The 16,309-nt window shown below is 65.6% G+C and carries 13 protein-coding genes; 6 read left to right on the plus strand and 7 right to left on the minus strand.

The window, feature by feature from the left end; all coding sequences use genetic code 11:
- Positions 1 to 163: 163 nt before the first annotated feature.
- Entirely contained in the window at positions 164 to 505 is a 342-nt protein-coding gene (locus tag QWL29_RS25015; RefSeq protein WP_305825568.1) for a hypothetical protein, read from the minus strand.
- A 1,472-nt stretch (positions 506 to 1,977) separates the two neighbouring features.
- Here QWL29_RS25015 and QWL29_RS25020 point away from each other — a divergent pair.
- Positions 1,978 to 3,126, plus strand: coding sequence for a branched-chain amino acid ABC transporter substrate-binding protein (locus tag QWL29_RS25020; RefSeq protein WP_370663742.1), 1,149 nt, complete (start codon positions 1,978 to 1,980; stop codon positions 3,124 to 3,126).
- Positions 3,127 to 3,185: 59 nt separating this feature from the next.
- Positions 3,186 to 6,479, plus strand: a complete 3,294-nt coding sequence (locus QWL29_RS25025; RefSeq protein WP_305825569.1) for a DEAD/DEAH box helicase — start codon at positions 3,186 to 3,188, stop codon at positions 6,477 to 6,479.
- 24 nt (positions 6,480 to 6,503) lie between these two features.
- Here the strand turns inward: QWL29_RS25025 and QWL29_RS25030 are convergent, their stop codons facing one another.
- From QWL29_RS25030 to QWL29_RS25055, 6 genes are all read right to left on the minus strand, one after another.
- The gene (locus QWL29_RS25030) at positions 6,504 to 7,448 is read right to left on the minus strand and encodes an alpha/beta fold hydrolase (protein ID WP_305825570.1); all 945 of its coding nucleotides are present in this window, start codon (positions 7,446 to 7,448) and stop codon (positions 6,504 to 6,506) included.
- A 134-nt stretch (positions 7,449 to 7,582) separates the two neighbouring features.
- Positions 7,583 to 9,478, minus strand: a complete 1,896-nt coding sequence (locus tag QWL29_RS25035) for an Lnb N-terminal periplasmic domain-containing protein (RefSeq protein WP_305825571.1) — start codon at positions 9,476 to 9,478, stop codon at positions 7,583 to 7,585.
- A complete protein-coding gene (locus QWL29_RS25040) occupies positions 9,475 to 9,870 on the minus strand; it encodes a hypothetical protein (protein WP_305825572.1) in 396 nt (131 codons plus the stop codon). Before QWL29_RS25040 ends, QWL29_RS25035 begins: the two co-directional genes overlap by 4 nt.
- Positions 9,870 to 10,274: a PEGA domain-containing protein gene (locus QWL29_RS25045; protein WP_305825573.1), complete on the minus strand. Its 405-nt coding sequence runs from the start codon at positions 10,272 to 10,274 to the stop codon at positions 9,870 to 9,872. Before QWL29_RS25045 ends, QWL29_RS25040 begins: the two co-directional genes overlap by 1 nt.
- Before the next feature lie 199 nt (positions 10,275 to 10,473).
- Positions 10,474 to 10,800, minus strand: a complete 327-nt coding sequence (locus QWL29_RS26880; RefSeq protein ID WP_370663743.1) for a DUF2256 domain-containing protein — start codon at positions 10,798 to 10,800, stop codon at positions 10,474 to 10,476.
- Positions 10,703 to 11,623, minus strand: a complete 921-nt coding sequence (locus QWL29_RS25055; RefSeq protein WP_305825575.1) for a PEP-CTERM sorting domain-containing protein — start codon at positions 11,621 to 11,623, stop codon at positions 10,703 to 10,705. Before QWL29_RS25055 ends, QWL29_RS26880 begins: the two co-directional genes overlap by 98 nt.
- A 392-nt stretch (positions 11,624 to 12,015) precedes the next feature.
- Between QWL29_RS25055 and QWL29_RS25060 the strand changes: the two genes are divergently transcribed.
- From QWL29_RS25060 to QWL29_RS25075, 4 genes are all read left to right on the plus strand, one after another.
- Complete coding sequence (locus tag QWL29_RS25060; RefSeq protein WP_305825576.1) at positions 12,016 to 13,464, plus strand: PKD domain-containing protein; 1,449 nt, start codon at positions 12,016 to 12,018, stop codon at positions 13,462 to 13,464.
- A 94-nt stretch (positions 13,465 to 13,558) separates the two neighbouring features.
- Positions 13,559 to 14,839, plus strand: a complete 1,281-nt coding sequence (locus QWL29_RS25065) for a TerD family protein (protein ID WP_305825577.1) — start codon at positions 13,559 to 13,561, stop codon at positions 14,837 to 14,839.
- Entirely contained in the window at positions 14,839 to 15,498 is a 660-nt protein-coding gene (locus tag QWL29_RS25070) for an FxsA family protein (protein ID WP_305825578.1), read from the plus strand. Before QWL29_RS25065 ends, QWL29_RS25070 begins: the two co-directional genes overlap by 1 nt.
- A 219-nt stretch (positions 15,499 to 15,717) precedes the next feature.
- Positions 15,718 to 16,302 carry a DarT ssDNA thymidine ADP-ribosyltransferase family protein gene (locus QWL29_RS25075; protein WP_305825579.1) on the plus strand — a complete coding sequence of 195 codons (585 nt, stop codon included), beginning with the start codon at positions 15,718 to 15,720 and terminating at the stop codon, positions 16,300 to 16,302.
- The last annotated feature ends 7 nt before the right edge of the window (positions 16,303 to 16,309 follow it).

The following is a 16,309-nucleotide window of genomic DNA, read 5'->3' on the forward strand; positions in this document are numbered from 1 at the left end:
TTCAATCTTCTTCTTGCAAAACGGGTGGAGTCCATAGATACGGGTCATCGTATCGGCCTGAAAGACTCTATCAGCTTGCATGGTGTCCGGGCTCTGGTTCAGAGCAAAAAAACGCCAGCCCGCAGGCTGGCGTTTTGCATCAACAGCGCATCAACGGCTCAACTCAGCGTGGCGTGCACTGCGGCAGCGAGGCCCGCACCGCCAGCAGCGCGTTGCTGTCGTCCGGCGAGCGCGTGTTGTCGGTGAACTTGCAGCCATACTGCGGATCGGCCACCACCGACGGCGTCAGCACGTCGTCGCCCTCCGGCTTCACGCCCTGCTGTTCCCACTTGATCATCGCATCGAAGGCCGAGGCCTGTTCCGCAATCGTGAAGTCGCAGTGGGCAATGCCGCGGATCGCGCGCTGGACCAGCAGATTCGAAGTACCAAGCGCGTCGGCGCGGCGCTTATAGATCTGCTCCATCTTGAACGGCACGTACAAGTCGCCCAGGGTGTGGATGGTCACCACCGGCACCTTGATCTGCGCGTTCGTCTTCGGAATCCAGCGCAGGCCGTCGCGGCGCAGGCGGTTGGCGTCGAGGACCGAGGGCACGCGGAAGATGCTTGCGTTGTAGGCCACTTCTTCCGCGCTCAAGGCCGGGTCGGCGTCGAGCTGGAAGGTGATGTCCTTGGTCGTGACCACGTCCTCGTTCAGGATGCCCTGCATCTTGCCGTCGCGCCCGAAGGTGCCCCACACGGTGTTCTGGTAGGAGCCGGAATAAGCGTAGTCGAACAGCGGACGCGCGCCACCGCTCAGGTTGGCGACGATCTGCTTCAGGCGCATGCCCTGGNGAGCCGGAATAAGCGTAGTCGAACAGCGGACGCGCGCCACCGCTCAGGTTGGCGACGATCTGCTTCAGGCGCATGCCCTGGGCGGTCGGCACGGCCTGCGCGGTCGGGGTGCTGCCGCCCGGGAAGCTCGAGAACAGCTTGGCCTGCACTTGCGGGCCGACCGTGGCCCAGTTCGACGGCGGCCAGTCGGTGGCGGGCATGCCGGCTTCGACCATGGCCGCGGTCTGGTAGGCGGCGAAGTAGTCGTACAGCTCGGTGTCGCCCAGCACGCCGCACATCGGCACGGCGCCGGCATAGCGGATCTTGTTGTTGGCGGTGGCGATGTTTTCCTCGTCCACGGCGGCGGCGGTGACGTGGCCGCCCATCGAGACGCCGACGATGTAGGTCTTGGTCGGCGCGTTCAGGGTGCGGCCGTTCTTGCTGGCGATGTCCTTGAAAGCCAGCGCCAGGGCGTTGGTGTCCTCGACACCGGCGCGCACGTCGTAGTAGTTGGTGCTGTAGCTCGACGCGGCCCAGGCATAACCCTGCGCAATCAGGTGGCGGCGCAGCGTCGGCGGCGACACCGACAGGTTGGCGCCGGTGCCGGCATAGCCGTGGGCGTACATGACCAGCATGCCGTTCCAGTTCTTCGGTACCTCGATCTGGTAGCCCGCCTTGTTCAGCGTGCCCCACCAGCGGTCGGTGTCCGGCGCGTTGGTCATGGCGTTGAAGGGCAGGGTGCTTTCGACCACGGCAAAGGTGCGCGCATCCTGCGGACGCGCCGCCTCGGGCTGGACCGCGACCGGCGGCGGCGTGGTCTGGACCGGCGGCGGGACGGGATCGGTGCTGCCGCTGCCACAGGCGGACAGGGCCAGGGCTGCGGCGAGCGAGGTCAGCACCGGCGTGAGGGCACGGCGCGACGCGGAAATGCGAAGCTGCTTGTTCATCGGATTGCCTCCATAATTGTAGTTTTGCACAGCGAAACCTGGTATCACTGTGTGGTTTATTGTAGGTCGAAAATTGACCATGAGATAGCTGTGTTCAACGGTGTGTGGCGGATCGGATACCGGGCTCAGGACGTGTCAATACAGCGCACGATTTGCATATTTGGCAAGAATTTCGATAGCGGCAGTAGAATGAAAGCACCGTCATCGCAGAGGAGCCCCCATGCCAGCATCGCCTACCATCCTGTCCCTGATCATCATGGCCACCATGCCCACGGTGCGGGCGCAAGACCAGGCCCCGGCCAGCGTGAAGATCGGCACCGCCTCGCCGCTGTCCGGGCCGGGTGCGCACCAGGGCAAGGACATCGAAAACGGCGCCCGCATGGCGATCGACGACCTGAACGCGAAAGGCATCGCCATCGGCGGCAAGAAGGTCAAATGGGTGCTGCAGCCGGAAGACGACGCCAGCGACCCGAAGACCGGCGCCGCCGTGGCGCAGAAGCTGGTCGACGCGCACGTGGCCGGCGTGGTCGGCCACCTGAACTCGGGCACCACGGTGCCGGCCTCGAAGATCTACCACGACGCCGGCATCCCGCAAATCTCGCCGGCCGCCACTACGCCGCAGTACACGAGCCAGGGTTTCAAGACCGCCTTCCGCGTGGTGGCCAGCGATAAACTGGTCGGCAAGACCCTGGCCAGCTACGCGGTCACGACCATGAAGGCGAAGAAGATCGCCATCATCGACGACCGCACCGCCTTCGGCCAGGGGCTGGCGGACGAATTCAACCGCAGCGTACGCAGCGGCAAGGGGGCAAAGATCGTCAGCCGCCAGTTCACCAACGACAAGGCGAGCGACTTCACGGCGATCCTGACCCAGATCCGCGGCCAGGACCCGGACGTGATCTTCTACGGCGGCATGGACGCCGTGGCCGGCCCCATGCTCAAGCAGATGAAGGCGCTCGGCCTGCGCGCCAGGCTGGTGTCCGGCGACGGCATCTGCTCGGAAAAGCTGCCGCAGCTGGCGGGCGACGCGCTCGGCGACGACAAGGTGATATGCGTGGTGGCCGGCGGCGTGACCGGCGCCGAGGAAGCAAAGTTCAACGCCTTTGTCGAACGCTACCGCCAGCGCTACAAAATGCCGCTGCAGACCTACGCGCCGTATGCTTACGATTCGGTGATGGTGCTGGCCACGGCCATGCAGCAGGCCAAGTCGTCGGACCCGGCGAAGTACCTGCCGTTCCTGGCCAAGGCCCAGTACCAGGGCATCACCGGCAACATCGCCTTCGACCCCAAGGGCGACTTGAAGAACGCAGCGCTGACCATGTACACCTACCGGAATGGGAAAAAGGTCAAATTGCAGGTGGTCAGGTAGCGAGCTCGGCTGAAGAGGCATCGGCGATAATGGTGCCTCCACCAGCCCGGCTGCCATCCATGCATTTCACCTACGACGACATCAAGCGCCAGTTCGACAGCGGCACCTTCCGCCGTGGCGAGGGCTATGCGCTCGAAGGCCGGGTGCTGGCCGCGCGCGACGCCGGCGAGCGCATCGAGGGCGAGGTTGGCGGCAGCGGCGGCACGTTCTACCGCCAGACGATCCGCTTCAGGGAAGACCCGCGCGGGCTCCGCTTCGAGGGCAACTGCAGCTGCCCGATCTCGTACAACTGCAAGCACGTCGTGGCGGTCCTGCTGGCCAGCCTGGAGCAGCAGGAGCAGGAGCAGGGGCCGGCGCTGCCGATGGCCGCCGAATACTGGCTGCAGCAGATGGCATCCTTGCAGGCCGCATCGGCGCCTGCCGCACCCAGGCCAGGACCTGCGCCCCGGCTTGGCTATGTGCTGGTACCCGACCCGCACAGCGGCGAGCCTTTCCTGAACCTGTGCAAGATGCGCCTGCGCCAGGACGGCAGCGTCGGCGGCGCAACGCTGCACAACGACCCCTACGGCCTGGTGATGGCGCCGCCATCGCACGTGCCGCCCGACGACGAAGATCTGGTCCGCCTGATCATTGCCCAAAGCCTCGGCAATATGTTGTCCGGGGGCTTCAGGCTGGAAGGGCGTCTAAGCGCGCGCGTGCTCGAGCAAACCTGCGAAGACGGCAAGCTGTTCTGGGCCGACACGCTGGCCGGGCTGCGCGCCGGCCGCCTGCACAGCATCCGGCCCGGCCCGCCAATCGGCGCCACGCTCGGCTGGCATCCGGATACGCCCGGCAGCGAAGCGCTGGCGCTGGAATGGCGCCGCGACGATGGCGGACGCCTCGGCGCCATCCTGTCCACCGAGCCGCTGCTCTACCTGGACGACGGCATCCTGGGCCGGCTGACGCTGCCGAAGGCCCTGGCGGCGCTGCCGGCCGGCCCTTTGCTGGACCTGGTCGCGCGTACGCCGCTTCTGCATGCCGACGAGCGCGCCGGCATGGCGCTGCGCCTGGCCGCACTCGGCCTCGAGCGCACCCTGCCGCTGCCGCAGGAACTGGTGCTCAAGCAGCGCCGCGACGTCGTGCCGATACCCTGCCTGCTGTTGAACAGCGAACCGGATACCCGGCGCCGCGAATGGACCTGGCACGACTATGCGCAGCTCTCCTTCGAGTACGACGGCTTGAGTACGACGGACGAGGAGGGGCCGGTGTTCCGGCGCGTGGTCGATGGCGGCGTCGAACTGATCGAACGTCATCTGAAGGCCGAAGCGGCGGCCGGCGCCAGGCTCGCCGGACTCGGTTTTGCGCCTGCGCGCCCCGGCTCGCCGCTCGACAATCTCGAGCAGCCCCTGTGCCTGCCGACCGAACAAGCCTGGCTGCAGTTTGCCCGTCACGAACTGCCGCGCCTGCGCGCCGCCGGCTGGCAGATCGAATTCGACGGCAACTACCGCTACGACATCACCGACGTGCAGGACTGGTATGCCGACCTGAACGAGGACGGCGAGGGCAATCCCTGGTTCGCGCTGGAACTGGGCATCGTGGTCGGGGGCCGGCGCCATGCCTTACTGCCGATGCTGCTGGAGATGATCCGCGAGGCGCCGGCAAGCTTCAGCCCGGCCGCGCTGGCGGCGCACGAGGACGCCGACGAGATCGTCCTCGACCTGGGCGCTGACACCCGCGTGGCCCTGCCATGGCAGCGCATCAAGCCCATCCTGTCCACCCTGGGCGAACTGTATTTTGCCGACCGCATCGGCAACAGCATGCAGCTGCCCTTTACCGACGCCGCGCGCCTGGCCGAGCTGGAAGCGGCGGCGCAGTTGCGCTGGATGGGCGGCGAACGCCTGCTGGAAATGGGCCGCAAGCTGCACGACTTCGCTGGCATCCGCGTGGTGCCGGCGTCTGCCGGTTTGCAGGCGCAACTGCGCGAATACCAGCAGGCCGGCCTGTCGTGGATGCAGTTCCTGCGCGAGTACGGCTTCGGCGGTATCCTGGCCGACGACATGGGGCTTGGCAAAACGATCCAGACTCTGGCGCACATCCTGGCGGAAAAGGAAGCGGGCCGCCTGGATGCGCCGGCGCTGGTGGTGGCGCCGACCAGCCTGATGGGCAACTGGCAGGCCGAAGCGGCCCGCTTCGCGCCCGGCCTGCGCGTGCTGCTCCTGCACGGCAAGGACCGGGCCGCGCAGTTCGAGCGCATCGGCGAGGCCGACCTGGTGCTCACCACGTACGCCCTGCTCGGGCGCGACGAAGCGGCGCTGCGCAAACAGCGCTACCACCTGCTGATTTTGGACGAATCGCAGTACATCAAGAACCACCGCGCGCGCGCGGCGCAGGTGGCTTGCCTGCTCGACGCCCGCCACCGCCTGTGCCTGACCGGCACCCCGCTGCAGAACCACCTGGGTGAACTCTGGTCTCAGTTCCACTTCCTGATGCCGGGCCTGCTGGGCGACGACAAGAGCTTCAGGGCGCGCTTTCGCAAGCCCATCGAGCAGAATGGCGATGTGCGGCGCAAGGAATTGCTGGTGCGGCGCGTAAAGCCCTTCATGCTGCGCCGGACCAAGGACAAGGTGGCGACCGAACTGCCGCCCAAGACCGAGATCGTGGTGCCGGTGGAGTTCGGCGCGGCCCAGGGCGATTTGTATGAAACCGTGCGCGTGGCGATGGACCGCCGCGTGCGCGAAGAGGTCAGCCGCAAGGGCCTGGCGCGCAGCCAGATCGTGATCCTCGACGCCCTGCTCAAGCTGCGCCAGGTGTGCTGCGACCCGCGCCTGCTGCGGCCCGACAGCGCGGCCCCTTCGGCCAAGCTCGATACGCTGATGGATTTACTGGAGACCCTGCTGAGCGAAGGACGCAAGGTGCTGGTGTTCTCGCAATTCACCAGCATGCTGGCGCTGATCGGTGCGGAGCTGCAGGCGCGTGCGGTCGACTATGCCCTGCTCACCGGCGACACGGTCGACCGCGCCGCGCCGATCGCCGCGTTCCAGGGCGGGCAGGTCGGCGTGTTCCTGATCAGTTTGAAGGCGGGCGGGGTCGGACTGAATTTGACGGCGGCCGACACCGTCATCCACTACGACCCGTGGTGGAACCCGGCCAGCGAAAACCAGGCCACCGACCGCGCCTGGCGCATCGGGCAGGAGCAGCCGGTGTTCGTGTACAAGCTGATCGCGCGCGGCACGCTGGAAGAAAAAATCCAGGAGCTGCAACGGCGCAAGGGCGAGCTGGCGAACGCCGTGCTGGCAAGCGAGGCCGCGGCCGGGCCAGCGCCGGCGCTGGGCGCGGAAGACCTGCAGGCGATCTTCGCGCTGCCTTCCGAGTGAACGGCGCCACCCTGGCCAGAAGGCTCAGTTTCTGGCCTGCCGGTTCTTCACCTCCAGGAAGCCGCTCACCAGCTTGACCGTGGCGTCGGGATTTTCTTCCATCAGCCAGTGGCCCGCGTTCGGCACCACCGCGCCGGTGACATTCGTGGCGGCATTGCGCATCACCTCGGCCATGGTGGTGCCAAACGAGCGTTCGCCGCCGATGGCCAGCACCGGCATGGTCAGCTTCCTGCGGTTGAGGATGGCGTTGTCTCCCACGTCCTGCGCGCCGATGGCGGTGAACTGGGCAAACGCGGCGCGCATGGCGCCGGGCTGCGCATACTGCCCGGCGTAATAGCTGCGCGTCTCTTCGTCGATCTTGCCGGGGTCGCCGGCGAAATCGTTCCAGAAGCGGTCGAGGTAGATGCGCTCGCGGCCGGCCACCAGGCGCTCGGCATCCAGCCCCGAGAAATTGAAATGCCAGAGCTTGGGACTGAGCACGATCTGGTTCCACGGTGCGATGCCGGGCACCGGCGCATCCATCACCACCAGCTTCGTCACCTTGTCCGGGTAGCTGGCCGCATAGGCATAGGCCACCATGGTGCCGATGTCGTGGCCGACCACATCGGCGCGGTCTTGCCCGAAGGCGGCAAGCACGGTGCGGATGTCCTGCGCCTGCGACTTTTTATCGTAGCCGGCCGTCGCGCGCGACGAGCGGCCCATGCCGCGCAGATCGGGCACGATGACGGTGTGGGTTTTCGCCAGCTGCGCCGCCAGCAGGCCCCGCATGTCGCCGGTGTCGCCGAAGCCGTGGATCAGCACCACCGCCGGCCCGCTGCCGCCGGCGCGCACGAAGATCCGGGCGCCGTCCTGCATGGCCACCGTGCGGGTGGCGAAGCCGGGAACGGGCTGGGGCGCGGCGGCCCAGACCGGCGAATAAAAGAGGGCGGCAGCGAGCAGGCCGCCGTACAGCGCGCGTCGGGTGGTCATGGTGCACCTCGTGGCGGAAGATGGTGGACGTTGGATCGCCGCGCCGCCCATGCGTTCCCCAACTCAGCGGAAAGACACCTCGTTCCTGAAGCGCCAGGCCTAGGTCTGGCTCACCTTCAATTGCCGGTGCAATGTCAGTCCGGCTCCCATGGCAGACGCAGGCTGCGCTGGCGCCAGCGCAGGCTGACCAGCAGCTCGCCCTCGCGCCGTGGCGACTGGCGTTGCGCCGCGCCGATCGTGAGCGCCAGGTTGCGCGACAGGCGCAGCATGGCGTTTGCCTGCAGCGCTTGCCGGCGCAGCCGCGACCCCGCGATATATTTTTCGGTCACCATATCGAGCTGCAGCGACCAGGCGCTGGCCTGGTAGCCCAGCGAATTGCGCAGCACGCCAGCCAGGGCGGCCCGATGCGGCAAGCCGCTGCCGGTGTCGATGCTTGCGCCTGGCAGCACCGAGAACACCAGGTTGCCGCCGAGTTGCCAGGCCTTGCCGGCATGGTAGGCGAGGCTGGTCGCCATGTGCTCGCCGTCCGCGTACTGCCGCCGTGCCGTGCGCAGCTGCACGCGCCAGGCTTGCGGCGCGAACAGCGTGGACGATGGAATGGCCGACTGGACGGTCAGCCAATCCACCTCGCGCAGGCGCAGCTTTCCGTCGCCCAGCTCGACCGAAGGATGCAGCAGCGTGATCGCGGCATGCGGCTCGTAGCCGGGCAAGGGGTCGGCCAGGGTGTGCTCGAAGGCGGCGTACTCCAGGTTCAGCAGGCCGCGGCCACCGCGCCGCAGCGCTCCGATGGCCACCAGCCCGCCATCGTGCCCGTCTTCCGGCGTGAATGCCGGCCCCAGGCCTGGCGCGCCGGCGGGGGCGGGCTGTGCCAGACGGGCGCGCGTGATGGCGCCCAGGATCTCCTTGCGCTGGACACGGTCGCCCTGGTCGCGGTCGATCAGCACCGAACCATATTCGTAGGCCAGCCGCAGCAGCTTCGCCTGGCGTTGCGGCGCCAGGCCGTCGGTCGTGGCGACGTCGGCCTGGCCGAGCGCAATGCGGCTTGCCGCCGCCGCATCCGGTGCCGCAAGCTCGGCCTCGAGGCCGCGCACGGTTTTCGGAACCGATGGCCAGACGCGATGCTCGCCGAGCAGCCCGGCCGCGCGCAGGGTGCGGATGGTGTCGACCGGGACAGTGACAGCGTGGAAGCGCCGCAGCAGGCCGGCGCGCGGCCGGGCGACGTCGATCAGGGCCAGCGTGCGGTAGGCACAGTTTTCATCGAGGAAGTAGTAGTCGAAGATGCCGTCCTTGGTTTCCCAGGTGTGCAGCAGCAGGCGCCGCACTTCGCCCGGCTCGAGCGCAAGCGCATAGTCGTGCAGGTCGCGGCCTTCGATTTCGGTATAGGTGCGCAGGCGACGGTAGAAGGGCAATTCGTCGGCGACGCCCGGAAATCCGCCAAACAGGCCCTTGGAGACGAAAGCCAGGTCGCCATCGCGCGCCTCGGTGCGGGCGGCATAGTTGATCGTTGGGCTGAGCAATTCATTGCCAGACTGTCGGACGATCCTGAGGAAGGTATGGCCGAAGGTGGAAGAAGGACTTTCCAGGTAGCTGGAGGCGAACACGATGCTGGCTTGCCGGCCCGGAAAACCGGCGAGCCATGCGGACAGGGCTGGGCAGCCGTCGAGGGCGCTGTCCGGGTCATCGTGCCCGAGCCGGGCGCGCAGCCATTCGTAGCGTGCCGGAAAGCGGCAGGCCAGACCCTGGCGTTCTTCCGGCGCATGCAGTGCCGCCACGGCGGCCAGCAATTCGGCCCGCGGCGATTGTTTGCCTTGCCCGGCCATGAAGAACTGCGGACTGTCCGCTTCGCTTTCGAGGCTGCCGTCGCGACGCGCGCGGTAATGCAGCAAGGCGATCCACTGCGCGTCCTGGTCGATCCGTTCGGCATCGACCCTGGCGACGTCGTCGTGCAGGGAGGCGGCAAACGCGGGTGCGGGGGTAAAGCAGAGGTGCAGGCAGGCGGCAGCGAGCGCAACGAGGTGCAGCAGGGTCATCGGACTGGAAGAGGGCAGGCGCGGCTGCTGTCGGATTGCTGCGCAATCCGTTCGGCAAAAACACGGGTATCGCTGGTGCTGGCAAGGGCCTGCCGGAACCAGGCCAGTTTTACCTGGTCGTCGGCACAATGCGGAAAGGCGCTGGCCAGCGTATCGAGCCAGGGGCCTTGCCGTTGGACCAGGTCTGCGCCGAGGCGGCGGTGCGAAAAGAGGACGAAATCGCGTAGTCGGCGGGCGTTGGCCGAAAGCGCGGCCCCGGCTTCGGTTTCGGCGCCCGCGGCATCGGACGCGAATTGCGCGCAGCCGCAGGGCGGGGCAGGGGTGGCCGTGGTGGCAGCTTGCAGCACCGCCACGGCAAGGGCTGCAAGCTGGCTGGCGCCAACCAGCGGCATTACTTGGTGACGGCTTGCAGGTCGACCATGTATTCGCCCGGATCGTATTCGCGCGAGGCGCCGGTCGAGGTGTCGATCGAGGTGCTGAGCGGGCTCGTCAACAGAATATTGCCCCACATCCAAGGATTCATCCTGGTCGTCAGGCTTACCTCGACCGGGGTGTAGCCTTCCTTCTCGACGAATACCGAACCGTGCTTGCGCGACAGCGTGACGGTAAGCGGCGTGACGCCGACCGCAACCTTGTTCGTGACCACACCGTCTTTTTTCAATGCGACGTAGACGGTGGCGCCTGCCGGGTTGCTGGATACCTTGACGTTCTGCGAGGTGCCGGACTGGATGCTGGCGCAACCGCTCAGTGCGAGCGTGATTGCTGCTGCGGCGAGCGCTTGGGTGAAACGTTTCATGACGATCCCTGGAAAAGATGGTGAATTCTAATTATTTCATCGCAACAAAAATTGTTGATAATTAATCTTTTCAGAAGGATAACATACGGTATCTTGCTCTTGGAACAGATCCAACGCGATGTTGTTTATTTACAATAAAAAATGCTGGAAAGGTCAGCATGTGGGCAGAGTAGAGATGCCTGGCGATGAAGGCAGGCATTCAACGGGGCGGCTGTTCGGGCGCTGGTTTGCCTGCGCGGCGGCAGCGTTCCGAGCAATACTTGACCTGCTCCCAATCACGCTCCCACTTCTTGCGCCAGATAAAAGGCAGGGAGCAGTGTGCGCAGACTTTGCTTGGCAGGTCGGATTTTTTGCGCATTTTCATGACACGATTGTAGCGGCCGGCGCGCCGGCGCAGCGTCCGGCGTGTGCTTGCGTCTTCGCTTTTATTAACCGCCTGGCCCGGCAGCCAGCTGCGCGGCCGCATGGCCCTGGAGGGCGCTGGCCGTCGCGGCATCGATGCCGATCTCGCGCGCCACCCGATCATCCGCGCCGAGCGAACGCGGATCGCGCCCGGTCACCTTGCCGAAGATGGTCAGCGCTTCCAGGTAGTAGCCGTGCGCGCTGCCATGGTAGGCGTCCGGCGCCCACAAATTGACCTGGCCTGGGCCGATGCCGTCGTAGGGATTGGCGTCGGCCAGGCCGGCGGCGATGGTGCGGTTCCAGGCTTCGCCAACCGGGATCACGCCGCCTTTGATGCCATGCGCGGCAGCGGCGGCATCGTAGCCGCGGCGCAGGTCCAGTGCCATGGCGTCGATCGGCTTGCCATACCAGGCGCCGCCCGGTTTATAGGTCTGGTCGGCGCGCGACCAGGTGGCGACCAGGCGGATGTCCACCTTGGGGTTCTGCGCGCGCAAGGCTTGTGCGAGCAGGCCGGTGTACTTGATGAGGGTTTCGGGATTGCCGGGTTTGGCCGCATCGAGCGTGCTGTAGCTCTGCAGCAGGACCACGTCGTAGGGCTTGGCGATGACGGGCAGCTTCTTGTTGTAATGCGTGTCCAGGCCGGCGCCGGGGATGGTTTCCAGGCTCACGTCGTAGCGCAGGCCGGCTTGCTCGGTCATCGCCTTGAACAGCGCCGGCACGCCGCCGATGCCTTCGCCGTTCAGGTCCGTCACGGTTGCGGGACGGTAGAACTTGACGACCGGTGCCGGGGCGCCGGCCGGGTCGCCGTAGATGAAGCTGTTGCCGACGAAAAGGATGGACGTGGCGGCTGGCGGCATCGGGGCAGGCGCGGGCGAGGTGGAGCAGCCCAGGGCCAGCAAGGCGAATACGGAGGCGCCGGTATGGCGCAGGACAGCGGCAATCTGCATGGATTCTTCTTTGTTCGGTGAGTGGGGCGCCAAGCGTAGCAACTGCAGTTGGCAACTGAACAATGTAGCTTCTCGGCTTGACGCTGTCCACTTTCTCGATCCATGACACCGATTTCTCTTTGTGTTCAGGAACAATTGATCGGTGAATAGCTGATTGGCGCAGCACAAGGGATCGCCTGATTCCATGCTGCGCCTGTTCGTGCGCTCCAGTTTGCAGCGCATGATGATGCCTCTTGCCCGGCAGCCGCGATGTCGGTGGGCCCGGTTCAATCCTGATGGGAGCGTTCATGCGAGTTGTTCGAGGAAACGGCGGGTCAGCCGTCCGCGCACGGTGGAAACTGGTGCGTGCGGCCTGGCTGCTGGTGATATCGGTGGTATGGGGAAGCGCCGGCATGGCGCTCGCGCAACCGGCGTCCGGCCCTGCCTACGGCGGGCAGGGCAGCCCGCATGAAGGCTACCGGGTAATCAACCTCGGTCCTGGCACGATCGCCGCCTATCCGCACATCAACGCCGCCGGGCAAGTCGCCTTTTCGATGGTCAGCGGCGGCCGCACGGCGGGATTTTTTTATGACGGCCGCACCGTCCAGGGCATCGGCTCGCTGGGCGGAAGCAGTGTGTATGTGGCCGGCCTGAACGATGCCGGGCAGGTCGCCGGCACCTCGCTGAACGAACACGGTATCGAGAACGCTTTCGTCTGGAGCGCGGGTGGCGGCATGCTCGGCATCCGTAGCGGAGCAGGCGGTGGCCGTTCGTACGGGCTGGCGATCAACAGCCACGGCGTCGTCACCGGCTCGTTCAGCCAAGCGCCCGACGGCCCGGCACGGCCCTTCCGCTGGAGCGCCGCGGGTGGCGCCGAAGACCTGGGCCTGGCTCCCGGCTTGCCCTGGCCTTCCGCCGGCCGGGTGCTGAACGACGCCGGCCTGATTGCCGGCGTGGCCACGGTCGACGACGAGCAAACGCACGCCTTCGCCTGGACACGCTCGGGCGGCACGGTCGCCATCGACACGCGGGGCAGTGTCGAATCGACGCCGGTGGCGGTCGGGGCGGCAGGCGAAGTGGCCGGCAACCGTCTCGCCTCGTTTGACGACGGCGGCGACCGGCCTTTCCTGTGGACGCGGGCGGGCGGCATGGCCGATCTCGGCACCGGGCGCGGCACCACGGCCTGGGTGAACGCGATGACGCCCGGCCTGCACATCGCCGGCGGCATCGGTTACGCCGATGGCCGGCAGCGCGCCATGTCGTGGACGCGCCGCGGCGGCATGCGCGAGCTCGGCACCCTGGGCGGCAGGACCTCGGTTGCACGCGATGTGAATGCCCGCGGGAAGATCGTCGGCTTTGCCGAAGACCGGGCCGGCGCCATGCGCGCATTCGTCTGGAGCGCCGCTGGCGGCATGCTCGACCTGAACCGGGCCTTGCACCGCGTGCCACCGGGACTGGTGCTGGACCATGCGCTGTCGATCAACGACAGCGGCGTCATCGTGGCAAGTTCGAATGCGGGGCTGGTGCTGCTCAGGCCAGGTGGCGGGCACAGCGGTGGTCACGTGCCTGGCCATGTGTTGGGTCCTGTCGTGGCGCCGGCTTCCATCACGATTGGCACGCGGCTCGAAGCCAAGGTCGGTTTCATGGATGACGACGGGACTGGCACGCGCAGCATCCACTGGTCATGGGGCGACGGCAGCGCCAAACAGGCCGGCAAGCTGCACGAGACTGACGGCATCGGCACTGCCAGCGCCAGCCATGGCTACGCGGCGCCGGGCGTTTATGAGCTCGTCGTCACGGTGGTCGACCGCGACGGCTGCAGTACGGCCGTCAGCCACCGGGTGGAAGTCACGGAAAGCTGAGGCCAGCTGGCATGCCACAACACGGCGGTCTTTCGCTATAATTTTCTAAGGAGAAATACTTAATCACACACACATATATTGGAGGAGCATCACAATGGCTGAGATTGTTCGCGGGCACCGAAGCAAGCTTTCCGACCTGGGATGTTCCTCGACACTGTCGACGGAGCTGATGCTGGCGCCTGCTGCCGGCAGCAGCATCGATGTGGCTTGCTTCGGCGTGGACGCGGACGGCAAGCTGTCCGACGACCGCTACATGGTGTTCTTCAACCAGACGGCGAGTCCTGGCAACGCGATTGTCCTGTCCACGGCCGGCCAGAAGTCGACGTTTGCGCTGCGGCTCGATGACTTGCCTCTGACGATAGAACGGCTGGTATTTGCCGCCTCGCTCGACGGCGCCGGCAGCATGCGCGGCCTGGGTGCGAGCAGCATGACGATCGGGAATGCCGTGTTCCGCTTTGCCGGTCACGACTTCGACACCGAAAAAGCCGTGATCGTGGCCGAACTCTATCGCCGCGACGGTCAGTGGCGTTTCTGCGCCGTGGGCCAGGGTTTCGCGGGTGGCCTGTCCGCGCTGCTGGCCCATTTTGGCGGCACCGAAGCGGCTCCGGCCGCGGCATCGGCGCCGGCAGCAGCAGCCCCGCCGGCACCAGTACCGGCGCCGGCCAAGGTCTCGCTCTCCAAGATCACCCTGACCAAGGCCGGCGAACGGCATACCGTATCGCTGGTCAAGGGCGCTGCCGCACCACGCAAGATCACGGTGCGCGCCACCTGGCAGGATAACGGCGATGGCGACGACGACAACGACGATCTCGACCTGCGCGTCGGCATCCTGCTGGCCGACGGCCGCATGAAGCTGGTCACCGCACCCGCCGCGCCGGGCGCCCTGGACCGCACGCCGTATGTGCTGCATTGCGGCGACGTAACGGTGGCGTCGGCCAAGATGCCGGCGACGGAAACGGTGGAGGTGAATGCCGGTATCGCCGGTCTCGTGGGAGGCCGGGTGGCGCTCGTCTTCAGTGTGTATTCGGCGCTGGGCAACGGCGCGGTATCGGTGGCCTCGCTCAGGCCCGTGATGCGCATGGAATATGGCGACCAGGTGGTCGAATGCGCCTACGACTTCACTCGTTCGGCGGCGGCGAAGGACGACAGTGTCTACACCTACGTAATCGGCACCGCCATCATCGATGGCGACACGATCACTCTGGCGCCATCCGGGCTGACGTCCGAGCCAGGCAGCGAGGACACGCCCTGGATGCGCTGGAACGGCGCGGATGTGCGCGTCAGCCTGGATGGCCCGGCCGTTTTCAAGGATGACGATGACGGTGACGAGGCACGCGAGTACAACGAAGGCAATCCGAATCGGTACAGCCAGTGATGCCGGCCTCCGGCATTCCTTGCTTCGCCACATCGGCTACCGGAGCCGGAACAGATACGTCGCGGCGCGCCTTGCCTGGTCCCGCTCGAATCCCTGACACGGAGGAGTGCTGCTACAATTTTGCAGCAGCATTCCAATCCATTTACAGGAGTACACAAATCCTCGGTTCCTTCATCAGAGTCGCGGTCAGCAGACCCAAGCTGACGATCGCCCTTGCCTTATGCGTGCTGGCAGCCCTGGCCGGCACGATGACCTACACCGGTTTCCTTGTCGTCGGCGTGTTCGCCGATTATCTCGGCACAGGCCGATTCGCGGCAGGCCTGCTGCTGGGCGCTTTGTTCGCAAGGTTCCCCTGGATAAGCAATGGCCGGCTGCGCGTAGTCGGTCTGCTGCCAAAACCTGCGCGCCGGCCACTCATCGTAAGCTTGCTCGCCCTGTCCTTGTTGAGCTTCCTGGCGCGAGGCGAACATGTGCCCGCACTGTTCACGGGAGTGACGACGGCTTTTCTTCTCGCCTTCCCCTGGTTGAGGAAAACGGCATTTAACCGGCTGCTGGCGCCGTTTTCCCGGTTCGCACCGGGCCGCAACGCGCGCAATAGCGCCAACGCCGACGACACCGTGATCGAAGGTGAATTCAGGGAAAAGAAAGACCAAGGCTAGCCGTCCCAGGTTGCCGGGGCATATGGCGCAAACATGCAGCACAAGGTATTGGACCCCGAAAACAAGAACGCCACCCGAAGGTGGCGTTCTTGTTTTCATGACTGTTACGTGCGGCATTCGTGGCGGCCCAGGCTCAACCATGCAAATCATATATGCGCGAAACCTCCATCGATTCGGACGGAGCCGGTGAAATATGCGTGTTGATTTCAATGCGATGGCATGTTGCCAACTTGCCAAACAGAGGGTAGTATTGCCTTATTGGAAGTATTCGAACAGCAACTATACGGTGGCCATGTGACGATCCAGCAATTTGCGACTGAGATAAAAATCCCGTATCTTGTTCACTTCACCAGGGCGACTAATCTTCCATCAATCCTAGCAAACGGCATTTACCCAGTGAGTAGGGCTAACGAGCTGGCGCAACCGCCGTCAGTCAATGACACGGCCCGACTTGATGGCCATCCTGATGCGGTGTCGACCTCCATCGCTCATCCTAATTGCCAGATGTTCTACAAACTTCGTCAGGATCATAAAGACACTGGCGTTGAGTGGGCAGTGTTAGCGTTACACCCACGTATTCTGTGGACCATGCCTTGCGCCTTCTGTCGTTATAATGCAGCAGACGCCCGCATCAGCGGTCAGCCAGTTGCGGATCTTAGCGGCGTGGATGCCCTTCGGGGTATGTTTGAGCCCTTGGAAGGCCACATGTCGCGCATTGATCAGAAGTTGCGAACATACGACACTACTGATGTGCAGGCGGAAGTCATGAACCGCCCCGGCTTTCGTGGAGGCCGGTTAGTGTGAGTCAGGC

The organism is Massilia brevitalea, assembly GCF_030711405.1.
In the GTDB taxonomy this organism is placed as follows: domain Bacteria; phylum Pseudomonadota; class Gammaproteobacteria; order Burkholderiales; family Burkholderiaceae_D; genus Telluria; species Telluria brevitalea.

Bases quoted from the DNA above. Each gene is read 5' to 3' on its own strand.
- QWL29_RS25065 (WP_305825577.1), top strand. From the start codon at position 13,559: ATGGCTGAGATTGTTCGCGGGCACCGAAGCAAGCTTTCCGACCTGGGA.
- QWL29_RS25060 (WP_305825576.1), top strand. From the start codon at position 12,016: ATGGCGCTCGCGCAACCGGCGTCCGGCCCTGCCTACGGCGGGCAGGGC.
- QWL29_RS25035 (WP_305825571.1), bottom strand. From the start codon at position 9,478: ATGACCCTGCTGCACCTCGTTGCGCTCGCTGCCGCCTGCCTGCACCTC.
- QWL29_RS26880 (WP_370663743.1), bottom strand. From the start codon at position 10,800: ATGATCGGGTGGCGCGCGAGATCGGCATCGATGCCGCGACGGCCAGCG.
- QWL29_RS25040 (WP_305825572.1), bottom strand. From the start codon at position 9,870: ATGCCGCTGGTTGGCGCCAGCCAGCTTGCAGCCCTTGCCGTGGCGGTG.
- QWL29_RS25045 (WP_305825573.1), bottom strand. From the start codon at position 10,274: ATGAAACGTTTCACCCAAGCGCTCGCCGCAGCAGCAATCACGCTCGCA.
- QWL29_RS25075 (WP_305825579.1), top strand. From the start codon at position 15,718: ATGTTGCCAACTTGCCAAACAGAGGGTAGTATTGCCTTATTGGAAGTA.
- QWL29_RS25070 (WP_305825578.1), top strand. From the start codon at position 14,839: ATGCCGGCCTCCGGCATTCCTTGCTTCGCCACATCGGCTACCGGAGCC.
- QWL29_RS25055 (WP_305825575.1), bottom strand. From the start codon at position 11,623: ATGCAGATTGCCGCTGTCCTGCGCCATACCGGCGCCTCCGTATTCGCC.
- QWL29_RS25025 (WP_305825569.1), top strand. From the start codon at position 3,186: ATGCATTTCACCTACGACGACATCAAGCGCCAGTTCGACAGCGGCACC.
- QWL29_RS25030 (WP_305825570.1), bottom strand. From the start codon at position 7,448: ATGACCACCCGACGCGCGCTGTACGGCGGCCTGCTCGCTGCCGCCCTC.
- QWL29_RS25020 (WP_370663742.1), top strand. From the start codon at position 1,978: ATGCCAGCATCGCCTACCATCCTGTCCCTGATCATCATGGCCACCATG.